At 61.4% G+C, this 12,388-nt stretch carries 12 protein-coding genes; 7 read left to right on the forward strand and 5 right to left on the reverse strand.

Translation table 11 applies throughout. The annotated features are described in order from the left end of the window. Nucleotides 1-545 precede the first annotated feature (545 nt). Complete coding sequence (nadB, locus tag ACZZ0K_RS17245; RefSeq protein WP_150742396.1) at nucleotides 546-2,162, forward strand: L-aspartate oxidase; 1,617 nt, start codon at nucleotides 546-548, stop codon at nucleotides 2,160-2,162. Here nadB and ACZZ0K_RS17250 read toward each other — a convergent pair. Both ACZZ0K_RS17250 and ACZZ0K_RS17255 read right to left on the reverse strand, forming a co-directional pair. Then, on the reverse strand, nucleotides 2,131-2,583 hold the full coding sequence (locus tag ACZZ0K_RS17250) for a protein YgfX (protein WP_150742395.1): 453 nt from the start codon (nucleotides 2,581-2,583) through the stop codon (nucleotides 2,131-2,133). The two genes, nadB and ACZZ0K_RS17250, sit on opposite strands and share 32 nt — an antisense overlap. Further along, nucleotides 2,567-2,821, reverse strand: a complete 255-nt coding sequence (locus ACZZ0K_RS17255; RefSeq protein WP_007911418.1) for an FAD assembly factor SdhE — start codon at nucleotides 2,819-2,821, stop codon at nucleotides 2,567-2,569. The genes ACZZ0K_RS17250 and ACZZ0K_RS17255 overlap by 17 nt, the downstream gene beginning before the upstream one ends. A 150-nt stretch (nucleotides 2,822-2,971) precedes the next feature. On the opposite strand from ACZZ0K_RS17255, the gene ygfZ reads away from it, so the two are divergent. Continuing rightward, a complete protein-coding gene (ygfZ, locus tag ACZZ0K_RS17260) occupies nucleotides 2,972-3,913 on the forward strand; it encodes a CAF17-like 4Fe-4S cluster assembly/insertion protein YgfZ (protein ID WP_150742394.1) in 942 nt (313 codons plus the stop codon). 34 nt (nucleotides 3,914-3,947) lie between these two features. Then, the gene (locus ACZZ0K_RS17265) at nucleotides 3,948-4,769 is read left to right on the forward strand and encodes an HDOD domain-containing protein (protein WP_016770675.1); all 822 of its coding nucleotides are present in this window, start codon (nucleotides 3,948-3,950) and stop codon (nucleotides 4,767-4,769) included. Between the two features lie 157 nt (nucleotides 4,770-4,926). On the opposite strand, the gene ACZZ0K_RS17270 is transcribed toward ACZZ0K_RS17265, so the two are convergent. After that, nucleotides 4,927-6,312: a sensor histidine kinase gene (locus ACZZ0K_RS17270; RefSeq protein ID WP_039760888.1), complete on the reverse strand. Its 1,386-nt coding sequence runs from the start codon at nucleotides 6,310-6,312 to the stop codon at nucleotides 4,927-4,929. Continuing rightward, nucleotides 6,305-6,976, reverse strand: a complete 672-nt coding sequence (locus ACZZ0K_RS17275; protein WP_024011992.1) for a response regulator — start codon at nucleotides 6,974-6,976, stop codon at nucleotides 6,305-6,307. Before ACZZ0K_RS17275 ends, ACZZ0K_RS17270 begins: the two co-directional genes overlap by 8 nt. 445 nt (nucleotides 6,977-7,421) lie before the next feature. Between ACZZ0K_RS17275 and ACZZ0K_RS17280 the strand changes: the two genes are divergently transcribed. The 4 genes from ACZZ0K_RS17280 to ACZZ0K_RS17295 are packed head-to-tail and all read left to right on the forward strand — an operon-like array spanning nucleotide 7,422 to nucleotide 11,456. After that, nucleotides 7,422-8,399 carry a Bug family tripartite tricarboxylate transporter substrate binding protein gene (locus tag ACZZ0K_RS17280; RefSeq protein ID WP_024011991.1) on the forward strand — a complete coding sequence of 326 codons (978 nt, stop codon included), beginning with the start codon at nucleotides 7,422-7,424 and terminating at the stop codon, nucleotides 8,397-8,399. 55 nt (nucleotides 8,400-8,454) lie between these two features. After that, nucleotides 8,455-8,913 carry a tripartite tricarboxylate transporter TctB family protein gene (locus ACZZ0K_RS17285; RefSeq protein ID WP_095180598.1) on the forward strand — a complete coding sequence of 153 codons (459 nt, stop codon included), beginning with the start codon at nucleotides 8,455-8,457 and terminating at the stop codon, nucleotides 8,911-8,913. A 1-nt stretch (nucleotide 8,914) separates the two neighbouring features. Then, nucleotides 8,915-10,429 carry a tripartite tricarboxylate transporter permease gene (locus ACZZ0K_RS17290; RefSeq protein WP_016771277.1) on the forward strand — a complete coding sequence of 505 codons (1,515 nt, stop codon included), beginning with the start codon at nucleotides 8,915-8,917 and terminating at the stop codon, nucleotides 10,427-10,429. Beyond that, nucleotides 10,422-11,456: an AbrB family transcriptional regulator gene (locus ACZZ0K_RS17295; protein WP_056783516.1), complete on the forward strand. Its 1,035-nt coding sequence runs from the start codon at nucleotides 10,422-10,424 to the stop codon at nucleotides 11,454-11,456. Before ACZZ0K_RS17290 ends, ACZZ0K_RS17295 begins: the two co-directional genes overlap by 8 nt. Before the next feature lie 118 nt (nucleotides 11,457-11,574). Here the strand turns inward: ACZZ0K_RS17295 and ung are convergent, their stop codons facing one another. Next, nucleotides 11,575-12,267 (reverse strand): uracil-DNA glycosylase, encoded by a 693-nt coding sequence (gene ung, locus ACZZ0K_RS17300; protein ID WP_150636503.1) that lies wholly within the window; start codon nucleotides 12,265-12,267, stop codon nucleotides 11,575-11,577. Nucleotides 12,268-12,388 lie beyond the last annotated feature (121 nt).

Here is a 12,388-nt window from a genome sequence, read left to right on the forward strand (position 1 = left end):
GATAAGCCCGAAGGAGACTTGCATTACTAAACGACCAGACTTGCAAACATAGACTCGGGCTTTTCGCAAAAGTTCTCCCCCTCCAAGCAAGTTTCCTGCGGGCTCTGATTTGGCACGCACGAAAAACGCAGCGCGGGATAAACCGGCTGCGCGAATAATCTTGTTATCGGTTTCGCCGGCAGGAATCCAAACGCAGATTCCGCACTGAAGCCGACACTGTCCCTGGTTTCTGGCACCGTCTATTGATCTTGGGCCTTTGGCAAAAGTTCCAATTATTTATAGCCGTACCCACCTGACATTGCGCAACCCTGCTCGGAAAAGTCTGTTTCAGCGCCGATACAGGTGTCTTTTTTCCAAACCGGCAAAAAAACTTCCGACGAAGAACAGCGCTTTTTACCGCGCAGTAGTCTCACAATGCCATCTGGGCCTGGCTATTGTGCCGCCCAACCCCTCTATATACTAGTGGGCTGTGTGGCTGTCTTGACTCGCCGATCCAGCTGTCTTGCGCCAACCCCGACCCGGGTCGCTTTGAGCGGAATCCTGAAATGAGCCAACAGTTCCAACACGATGTTCTGGTGATTGGCAGCGGTGCTGCCGGTTTGACTCTCGCTTTGACCTTGCCCGGTCATCTGCGCATTGCCGTATTGAGCAAAGGCGATCTCGCCAACGGTTCGACCTTCTGGGCCCAGGGCGGCGTCGCCGCGGTGCTCGACGATACCGATACTGTCGAATCCCACGTCGACGACACCCTCAACGCTGGCGGCGGCTTGTGTCACGAAGACGCGGTGCGTTTCACCGTCGAGCACAGCCGCGAAGCCATCCAATGGCTGATTGACCAGGGTGTGCCGTTCACCCGCGACGAACAGTCCGGCACTGAAGATGGTGGTTTCGAATTTCACCTGACACGCGAAGGCGGCCACAGTCATCGGCGCATCATCCATGCTGCAGACGCCACCGGTGCCGCGATCTTCAAAACCTTGCTGGCCCAGGCCAAAGAGCGCGAGAACATCGAACTGCTGGAACAGCGGGTGGCCGTTGATCTGATCACCGAGCGCCGCTTGGGCATGGAAGGCGATCGCTGCCTCGGCGCCTACGTGCTGAACCGCGCCACGGGCGAAGTCGACACCTACGGCGCACGTTTCGTGATTCTGGCTTCGGGCGGCGCGGCCAAGGTCTACCTTTATACCAGCAACCCCGACGGCGCCTGCGGTGACGGCATCGCCATGGCCTGGCGCTCCGGTTGCCGGGTGGCGAACCTGGAATTCAACCAGTTCCACCCGACCTGCCTGTATCACCCGCAAGCCAAGAGTTTCCTGATTACTGAAGCGCTGCGCGGCGAAGGCGCGCATTTGAAGCTGCCCAATGGCGAGCGCTTCATGTACCGCTTCGACAAACGCGCCGAGCTGGCGCCTCGTGACATCGTCGCGCGGGCCATCGACCATGAGATGAAGCGCCTGGGTGTCGACTGCGTATATCTCGACATCAGCCACAAGCCTGAATCGTTCGTAAAAACTCACTTCCCGACTGTTTATGAACGCTGCCTGGGCTTCGGCATCGACATCACCAAACAACCGATCCCGGTGGTTCCCGCCGCGCACTACACCTGTGGCGGAGTGATGGTCGATCAGCACGGTCGCACCGACGTGCCCGGCCTCTACGCCATCGGCGAAACCAGCTTCACCGGCCTGCACGGCGCCAACCGCATGGCCAGCAATTCGCTTCTGGAATGCTTCGTTTATGCCCGTTCGGCAGCAGCGGACATTCTCGCGCAACTTGATGAGGTCGCGGCGCCAAACGCCCTGCCCGCTTGGGACGCCAGCCAGGTCACCGACTCGGATGAAGACGTGATCATTGCGCACAACTGGGACGAGTTGCGCCGATTCATGTGGGACTACGTCGGCATCGTGCGCACCAACAAGCGCCTGCAACGGGCGCAGCACCGGGTGCGTCTGCTGCTGGATGAGATCGATGAGTTTTACAGCAACTATAAAGTCAGCCGCGACCTGATCGAGTTGCGCAACCTGGCACAGGTTGCCGAATTGATGATCAGCTCAGCCATGGAACGCAAGGAAAGTCGCGGGCTGCACTACACCCTCGACTATCCGGATATGCTGCCCGAAGCGCTCGACACTATTCTGGTGCCGCCCACCTACGCCGGCTGAACTTGAGCCGCACTCGCAGGCGTCGGTGCAGATCCGCCGCCTGCGAGTCACGTGGCACGCAGATCGACCTGACCCGCCACTCTCCGCGCAAACGAAAGCGCAACACCACAATCAATGGCAGCGCCAGACTGTCCGGGCGCAGTTGCACCGCTTGCCAGCCATCAGCCTGATTCCAGACCTGCCAGCCATCGCCATCGCGGCGCAAGCCGCAGAATGCTTTCGGGTGGTTCAGCAGAATCTGCCGTGGCAGCACCCAAAAACCATGCAGCGCACAGACGCAAGTGCCGAGCAGACTGGCCCAGAGCGGAATCGACAGCAGACACAGCGAACCCACGGCGAACGCCTGGGCCAACAGATACGCCGCCAGCAACTGCCGTGAGGCATGCCAGCGGCATTCGAACGTATTACTTGGGCTGGACACGATCCAGAATCATCCGGACCATGCGTTGCAGCTCGGGATCTTCCGACTCGCTGCGCTCCATGAACCAGCCGAACATGTCCTGATCCTCACAGGTCAGCAAACGCACGTACAGATCGCGATCCACTTGATTCAACGTCGCGTAAACCTCCTGCACGAACGGCACCAGCAGCACGTCAAGCTCAAGCATGCCGCGACGGCTGTGCCAAAAGAGGCGATTCAGTTCAACTTGTTCGACCATGGAGCCCTCCTCGAATTTGCCGGGCAGTATACAGCCCCGGCGCGGGCCGCACAGTCGGCTTTGGTCGGGCACCCGTGATCCTTTATCAACTACCCATTTCAACCCTGCCCCCTTATGATGTGCCCCAGTCTATTTACCCTGCGATGACCCATGGCCGATTCTGCTTTTTTCTGCACCCTGTCTCATGAAGGCGTACTCGCGGTTCGCGGTGCGGACGCCGGAAAATTCCTGCAAGGCCAGTTGACCTGCAATATCAATTACCTGAGCGACACCCGCGCCAGCCTCGGCGCCCGCTGCACACAGAAAGGCCGGATGCAGTCGAGCTTCCGCATCCTGCTTGAAGGTGACGGCGTGGTGATGGCGATGGCCAGCGAGCTGCTCGAACCGCAACTGGCCGACCTGAAAAAGTACGCGGTGTTCTCCAAATCGAAGCTGACCGATGAAAGCGCCGCCTGGGTGCGCTTCGGTCTGGCACATGGCGATGCAGCCCTGACCAGCCTCGGTCTGGCACTGCCCGCCGAAACCGACAGCGTTGTACGCAACGAAGGCCTGATCGCAATTCGCGTTTCGCCCGAGCGCGCCGAACTCTGGGTGCCTGCCGCTCAGGCGCAAAGCGTGCAAAGCCAACTGTCGACCGCGCTGCCTGAGGCCGAACTGAATCAATGGCTGCTGGGCCAGATCCGCGCCGGCATCGGCCAGGTCATGCCTTCCACTCGCGAACTGTTCATCCCGCAGATGCTCAATCTGCAGGCGGTCGGCGGCGTGAGCTTCAAGAAAGGTTGCTACACCGGCCAGGAAATCGTCGCGCGCATGCAGTACCTGGGCAAGCTCAAGCGGCGCCTGTACCGCCTGCGCCTCGACGCGGCCGAGTTGCCGGAGCCCGGCACTCAGTTGTTCGCGCCCAGCCACAACAGCTCGATCGGCGAAGTGGTGCTGGCGGCCAATGCCGAGGGAAACATTGAACTCCTGGCCGTGTTGCAGGCCGAAGCTGCCGAAGCCGGTGATTTGCGTCTGGGCGCCCTCGAAGGCCCCGCGTTGCACGTGCTCGACCTGCCTTACGAACTGGATCGCGACCGCGAAATCCAGCGTTGATCGCAGCATTGTTGCAACACCCTAGAGAGTCCAAATGAGCGAACTGGCGGAAAAGGTCCAACAGGATTTGGTTGCGGCCATCGATAACGATGACCTGGTTCTGCCAACGTTGCCGGAAGTGGCCCTGCAGATTCGCAAGGCCGCCGAGGATCCGGAAATCAGCGTCAGCGATCTGAGCAAAGTCATCGGCCGCGACACCGCGCTGTCGGCGCGCCTGATCAAAGTGGTCAACAGTCCGCTGCTGCGCGCTGCCCAGGAAGTCACCGACCTGCACACCGCCATCACCCGTTTGGGCATCAACTACAGCAGCAACCTGGCGATCGGTCTGGTGATGGAGCAGATCTTCAATGCCCGCTCCGAGGTGGTCGAACAGAAGATGCGCGAAGTCTGGCGCAGCAGTCTGGAAATCGCTGGCGTCAGCTATGCCCTGTGTCGTCGTCACACTCAGCTCAAACCCGATCAGGCGGCACTCGGCGGGCTGGTGCATCAGATTGGCGTGCTGCCGATTCTGACTTACGCCGAAGACCACAATGAACTGCTCTCCGATGCGGTCAGCCTGACCCATGTGATCGAGCAGATTCACCCATTGCTCGGCGAGAAATTGCTGCGGGTCTGGGAGTTTCCCGAGCGCCTGGTGCATTTGCCATTGCTGTATCAAGACTTCAGCCGCGACTCGACGCGCATCGATTACGTCGATGTCGTGCAAGTGGCCAATTTGTATTGCCGCAAGGACACCGATCATCCGTTTGCGCGGATTGACCCGTTTAGCGTGCCGGCGTTCAGGAAGCTGGGGATTGATCCGGAGAACAAGCAGTTCTGCGCGGATCTGGAAGAATCGCGGTCGATGTTCTACTGACCTGCGGTGAGGGGATTTATCCCCGTTGGGTTGCGAAGCGACCCTGAACTCTGCGACCCGGTTTTTTCCAGATAGATTGTGATCGCTGAACTGCGACTGCTGCGCAGCCGAGCGGGGATAAATCCCCTCACCACAAAAACTCCTCGCCACAAAAGTATCACCCGGCAATAAAGCTGACCCGCACCTTCAACCCTGCCTGCTCGCCATCATGCAGGGTGATCTGCGCCAGATGCGCACGACAAATCTCGCCGACAATCGCCAAGCCCAGACCTGAACCGGCGACCTGCTGATTACGCCGGTAAAACCGCTCGAACACCCGATCGCGCTCATGCAGCGGGATCCCGGGCCCGTCGTCCTCAACCTCAAGCACCGCCGGCGCCGTCACCCGCAAAATCACATTGCCGCCTGGTGGCGTATGCGCCAGCGCGTTGTCGACCAGATTGCTCAACAGCTCATTGAGCAGCGTCGGCTCACCGCGCAGCCACACCGGTTCATCCGCCTCCAGCGCCAACGCCACACCCCGTTTGTGCGCCAAAGGCGCCATGGCCATGCCCAGCTCTCGGGCCAATTGACTCAGATCGAGCAACTGCGCGCCGCCCTCGGCAATCGCCCGCGCACCGTTTTCGACCCGGGCCAGCGACAGCAACTGATTGGCCAGATGGGTCAGGCGATCGGTGCTTTGTGCGGATGACTCAAGGGTGGTGCGCCAGGTTTCCGGTTCGTTTGAACGCAGGCCCAATTCCAGCCGAGCTTTCAGTGCCGCCAACGGCGTGCGCAACTCGTGAGCGGCATCGGCGATGAACTGCGCCTGCCGCTCGAACTGGCCGCGTAGCCTTTCGGTGAAATGATTGAGCGCGCGTACCAGGGGTCCCAGTTCATGCTGCACTTCCACCAACGGCAGTGGCCGCAAGTCGTCGGGCTGGCGTTCCTCAACGGCGGTTCTTAACCGCTCCAGCGGGCGCAACGCCGCACTCACCGCGAACCACACCAGCAACAATGCGCCCACGGCCAGCATGCCCAGGCGCAGCAACGTATCGGCCGCCAGACTGCGCGCCATGCTGACCCGCGCTTCGTCGGTTTCAGCCACGCGGATCTCCGCCATGCCGTTCATGTTCGGCTCGCTTACGGCCTTGAGCAGGCTGACCACGCGCACGTTCTGGCCGTTGTACTTCGCGTTGTAAAAGCGCGCCAGCGCCGGATAGCTGTCGGTGCGCGGCGTGCCGGGCGGTGGCCCGGGAAGATTTTCGTAGCCGGAAATCAGCTTCTGGTGAATGTCGTTGACCTGGTAATAGATGCGCCCGGCGCTGTCGTAGGCGAAGGTGTCCAGCGCCACGTAAGGCACATCGGCGCTGAGGCTGCCATCGCGCTGCGACAACCCGGCAGCGATGGTGCGTGCCGAGGCCAGCAGCGTGCGGTCATACGCGGTGTCGGCGGCTTCGCGACCGTTCCAGTAAGCGCTCAAGCCGCTGGCGAGCATCAGCACCACCAGCAACCATCCAAGGTTCCACAGCAACCGCCAGCGCAGGCTGCTGGGCTTATGCATCGCGGCTTTCCAGCAGATAGCCGAGGCCACGGAAGGTGACGATGGCCACGGGCTGGCCATCGAGTTTCTTGCGCAAGCGGTGCACGTAGATTTCGATGGCGTCGGGGCTGGCTTCTTCATCGAGGCCGAACACCTGCGCGGCCAGTTGTTCCTTGCTCATCACTCGCCCCGGCCGCGCGATCAACGCTTCGAGGACGGCTTGCTCGCGTGAGGTGAGGGTCAGCAGTTCGTCGCCGAGGGTGAAGCGCCGCGTATCGAGGTCGTAAGCCAGCACGCCACAGCGCTGCTGACGCTCGCCGCCCAGGACACTACGGCGCAGCAAGGCTTTGACCCGCGCTTCCAGTTCCGTCAGTTCGAACGGCTTGGCCAGGTAGTCGTCAGCACCGAGATTGAGGCCATGCACGCGATCCTTGACGTCACTGCGCGCGGTCAGCATCAACACCGGCAGGTTTTTGCCGCGTGCACGCAGCCGCGCCAGCACCTCGAAACCGTCCATGCGCGGCAGGCCGACGTCGAGGATCGCTACGGCGTATTCCTCGCTGCCCAACGCCAGGTCGGCAGCTACGCCATCGTGCAACACATCCACCGTCAGACCGGTGCTCTTGAGCGCCTGAGCCACGCTTTCGGCCAGTTGCAAATGGTCTTCGACGAGCAGGACACGCATGGATTTTTACCTCGTTCAGGGTTGGCCGACGCCACGCTTTGTCGCGGAGTTTACAGCCGCAACCGCCGCTGTGAAGCCCGAAAAACCGCGAAAGACAATTGAAAGGTTGTTGAAAGGTTAGCCGGTTAGAGTCGGCCCACGGACAGTTTCGACTGTCGCCGCTGCCGCCACACAGCGCAACGAAAAACGCCATGAAGCGTTTTCGACTCATAAGAACAATAACGGAGTACCCCAGCATGCCCTCCATGCGCACCAAGGCTGTAATGCCTGCTCGCCTTGCTCGATTCCACCGTTGCACCGTCGGCTTCTCGCCGCAGTCCTGTTTCCCCTCCGTTGTTTCAGTCGTTGCGCTCGCGCCGCGAGAAAACTGCGCCTGCCGCTAGGTTTTCGCGTTGCCCTTTGGTCATTCGGTCCATCCATAACAACAACTCCTCTGGAGACTCAAATGAACGTATCACTGCGTAAAGTTGCTCTCGCCGCTGGCGCGATGCTGTTTGCCGGCCAACTCATGGCCGAGCCGAAACGTCCGGAATGCATCGCCCCCGCCTCCCCCGGCGGTGGTTTCGACCTGACCTGCAAACTGGTGCAGAGCGCACTGGTCAACCAGAAGTTGCTGAGCAAGCCGATGCGCGTCACCTACATGCCCGGCGGTGTCGGCGCGGTGGCGTACAACGCGGTGGTCGCGCAACGTCCGGCGGATGCCGGCACGCTGGTCGCGTGGTCGAGCGGTTCGCTGTTGAACCTGGCCCAGGGCAAGTTCGGCCGCTTCGATGAAACCAACGTGCGCTGGCTCGCGGCCGTCGGCACCAGCTACGGCGCCATCGCAGTGAAAAGCGATTCGCCCTACAAGACCCTCGACGATCTCGTTCAGGCGTTGAAGAAAGATCCAGGCTCGGTGGTTATCGGCTCCGGCGGCACCGTCGGCAGCCAGGACTGGATGCAGACCGCACTGATCGCCAAGGCCGCCGGCATCAACCCGCGCGAGCTGCGTTATGTGGCACTCGAAGGCGGCGGTGAGATCGCCACGGCCCTGCTCGGCGGCCACATCCAGGTCGGCAGTACCGACATCTCCGACTCCATGCCGCACATCCAGAGCGGTGACATGCGCCTGCTCGCGGTGTTCTCGGACAAGCGTCTCGACGAACCGGAAATGAAGGACATCCCGACCGCTCGCGAGCAAGGCTACGACATCGTCTGGCCGGTGGTGCGCGGCTTCTACCTCGGGCCAAAAGTCAGCGACGAAGACTACGCCTGGTGGAAAGACTCGTTCGACAAACTGCTGGCTTCCGACGAGTTCGCCAAGCTGCGCGATCAGCGTGAGCTGTTCCCGTTCGCCATGACCGGCCCGGAACTGGACACCTACGTGAAGAAGCAGGTCGCCGACTACAAAGTGCTGGCCAAAGAGTTCGGCCTGATCCAGTGATCGTCTCTGTCTAGTGGCTGCGTCTCCTACGCGGGGACGCAGCACAGGAGCTCCCATGCTTATTCAACGCATTTTCGCCTCGGTGTTGCTGCTGGTGTGTGCCGGCCTGGCACTGATGGCGTGGCCGTACCAAGCGGCTTTTTCCTATGAACCCGTCGGCCCACGCGCCTTTCCGCTGCTGATGCTCGGCCTGATGGGGCTGGCGCTGCTGTACATGGTGGTTCGCCCGGCACCCATCAAACACAACCCGGATGAGCCGCCGCTGGATCGCGAAACCCTGACCAAGATCGGTCTCTGCGTGGTGTTGCTGCTGGTGTTTGCCGGCACCTTCGAACCCCTTGGCTTCATCGTGGCCAGCATCATTACCGGCGTACCGATGGCCCGTCTCTATGGCGGCCGCTGGCTGCCGAGCGTGGTCATCATCAGCCTGATGGCGGTTGGTCTCTATCTGCTGTTCGATCGCTTGATGGATGTTCCGCTGCCACTCGGCCTGCTCAGCGTCCTGGAGAACTGATATGGATACCCTTGGCTATTTGGGTCAGGGCTTCGGCGTCGCGCTGAGCCCGTACAACCTGGTGACCGCCCTGTGCGGCACCCTGATCGGCACCGTCGTCGGCCTGTTGCCGGGCCTTGGTCCGATCAATGGCGTGGCGTTGCTGATTCCGATCGCGTTCGCACTCGGCCTGCCGCCGGAGTCGGCGCTGATCCTGCTCGCGGCGGTGTATCTGGGCTGCGAATACGGCGGCCGGATCAGCTCGATCCTGCTGAACATTCCGGGTGAAGCCTCGACTGTGATGACCACCCTCGACGGCTACCCGATGGCCCGCAAAGGCATGGCCGGTGTGGCACTGTCGCTGTCGGCGTGGAGTTCGTTCATCGGCGCGTTCATCGCCACGTGTGGCATGGTGCTGTTTGCGCCGCTGCTGGCGAAATGGGCGATTGCCTTCGGACCGGCGGAATACTTCGTGTTGATGGTGTTCGCGATTGTCTGTCTCGGCGGCATGGCTGGTGATCGACCGTTGAAGACCTTTATTGCGGCGCTGATCGGTCTGTTCCTTTCCACCGTCGGCATCGACGCCAACAGTGGCGTGTACCGTTTCACCGGCGACAACATTCACCTGACCGACGGCATTCAGTTCGTCGTGCTGGTGCTGGGTCTGTTCTCGATCAGCGAAATCCTTCTGCTGCTGGAAAAGACCCACCACGGCCAGGAAGCGGTGAAAGCCACCGGCCGGATGATGTTCAACTTCAAGGAAGCGGCGTCGGTTTTCGTCGTCAACGTGCGCTGCGGCGTGCTCGGTTTCATCATGGGCGTGCTGCCCGGTGCCGGCGCGACGCTCGCCAGTGCCGTGGCCTACATGACCGAGAAGCGCATCGCTGGCACCAGCGGCAAATTCGGTGAAGGTGATCCCCGTGGTCTGGCCGCGCCAGAGACCGCAATCGGCGGCGCGGCGTGCGGCGCTCTCGTTCCGATGCTGACCCTCGGCGTTCCGGGTTCGGGCACAACTGCGGTGATGATCGGCGCGCTGTCGCTGTACAACATCACCCCGGGTCCACTGCTGTTCCAACAGCAACCGGACATCGTCTGGGGTCTGATCGCGTCGTTGTTCATCGCCAACGTGATGCTGGTGATCCTCAACATCCCGATGATCCGCGTATTCACCCGCATCCTCGCCGTGCCGAACTGGGCGCTGGTGCCGATCATCGCGATCATCACCGGGATCGGCGTTTACGCGGTGCACGCGACCACCTTCGATCTGTTCCTGATGATCGGTATCGGCATCTTCGGTTACATCCTGCGCAAGCTGGATTTCCCGCTGTCGCCACTGCTGCTGGGCTTCATCCTCGGTGGCCTGATGGAGCAGAACCTGCGTCGCGCCCTGTCGATCTCCAATGGCGCGCTGGAGATTCTCTGGTCGAGTCCGATCACCTTCGGTTGCTGGATCCTCACCGCGATCATGCTGCTGATGCCGCTGATCCGCATCTGGCGTAAACGTTCGGCGGCACGGCGCGTCATTGCCGATGTTTGATCGCTTGTCCCTGAAAGCCTGGTGGGGCACCCCGCTGGTCGGTCTGCTTGGCGGTTTCATCGCCAGTCAGATCGGCTGGCCGCTACCGTGGATGGTCGGCTCGTTGCTGGCGATCATCCTGGTGCGCTGCCTGACGCCGTGGCAACTGGCGGAAATCCCTGGCGGGCGCAAGTGCGGCCAGTGGATCGTCGGCATCGGTATCGGCCTGCACTTCACCCCGCTGGTGATGGAACAGGTGCTCAGCCATTTCGGTTTGATTTTCTTCGGTGCATTGGTCACCAGCCTGTCGGCAGTGGTCGGCGTGTGGCTGATGCGCCGCACCGGCGAGGACCGCGCCACGGCGTTTTTCTCAAGTATGCCCGGTGGTTCCGGGGAGATGGTCAACCTCGGCGCGCGCAACGGTGCACTGCTCAGCCATGTCGCGGCCGGGCAGAGTCTGCGGGTGTTGGTGGTGGTGTTGTGCGTGCCGGCGGCGTTCAAGTATCTGCTCGGCGACGGCACGCCGATTTCTCACGCCGGCAGTGTCGATTGGCGCTGGCTGGCGATTCTGTTCCCGGCGGGCGCCCTGCTCGCCTGGCTCTGGCAGCGTCTGCGCCAACCCAATCCATGGCTGTTCGGGCCGTTACTGGTCAGTGCGGCGGTCAGCATCACCTGGGATCTGCACATCGGTTTGCCCAATGGCGGCAGTCAGATCGGTCAATGGCTGATTGGCAGCGGCCTGGGCTGTCACTTCAATCGGCAGTTCTTCCGCCGCGCGCCGTCGTTCATGGGCCGGACGTTGATCGGCACGGCGCTGACCATGTTGATCGCGTCGCTGGCGGCGCTGGGCTTGAGTGCATTGACCCATCTGGATCTGCGTTCGCTGACCCTGGGCATGATGCCCGGCGGGATCGCCGAGATGAGCCTGACGGCGGAGACCCTGCAACTGTCGGTGCCGCTGGTGACGGCGATGCAGGTGATGCGGCTGTTGTTTGTGCTGTTTCTGGCGGAGCCGTTGTTCAAATACTGGAATCGTCATCCCGCCTAAGTCTGCGAGATCGGGTCGCTCTTTTCGCGAGCAGGCTCGCTCCCACAGGGGTTTGTGGCTTGCACACAATTCCTGTGGGAGCGAGCCTGCTCGCGAAGGGGCCAACCCGGTCGACACATCAAATCGGTGGCAAGCGCCAGTCGATCGGCGTTTCGCCATTCTGTTCGAGAAACTTGTTGGTCCGGCTGAAATGCCCACAGCCCAAAAACCCGCGATAGGCCGACAACGGCGACGGATGCACCGAGGTCAGCACCAGGTGCTTGGTCGCGTCGATCAGCTTCTGCTTGCTCTGCGCATGGGCGCCCCAGAGCATGAACACCAGATGCGGCTGCCGCTCGCTGACCACCTCAATGATGCGGTCGGTGAAGTGTTGCCAGCCCTTGTCCTTGTGCGCGTTGGCGTTGGCGCGCTCAACCGTCATGGTGGTGTTGAGCAGCAGCACGCCCTGTTCGGCCCAGCTCTGCAGATAGCCGTGGTTGGGAATGTCGATATTGAGGTCGCGCTTCAGCTCTTTATAGATGTTGACCAGCGACGGCGGCGCCGGCACGCCCGGTTGCACGGAAAAGCACAGACCGTGGGCCTGGCCCGGGCCGTGATACGGATCCTGGCCAAGGATCACCACTTTGACTTTATCCAGCGGCGTCGAATTCAGCGCATTGAAAATCAGCGGCCCCGGCGGATAGATCTCCTTGCCGGCTGCCCGCTCCTGCTGCAGAAAGTTGCGCAACTCTGCCATGTAAGGCTGGTCGAACTCAGCACGCAGTGCCTCCTTCCAGCTCGGTTCGAGTTTGATACGGTCGTCAGCAGTCATGGTCATTTCCGGCAAAAACAATGGGGCGAACCCTAGGAAAGCCGACCACGCTTGTCAATTGATCTGACGCAGATCCGGCACTTTCCCCCATAGCGATCATACTGATCGCTCAAATTCCCGA

This window comes from Pseudomonas sp. AC255 (genome assembly GCF_979258175.1).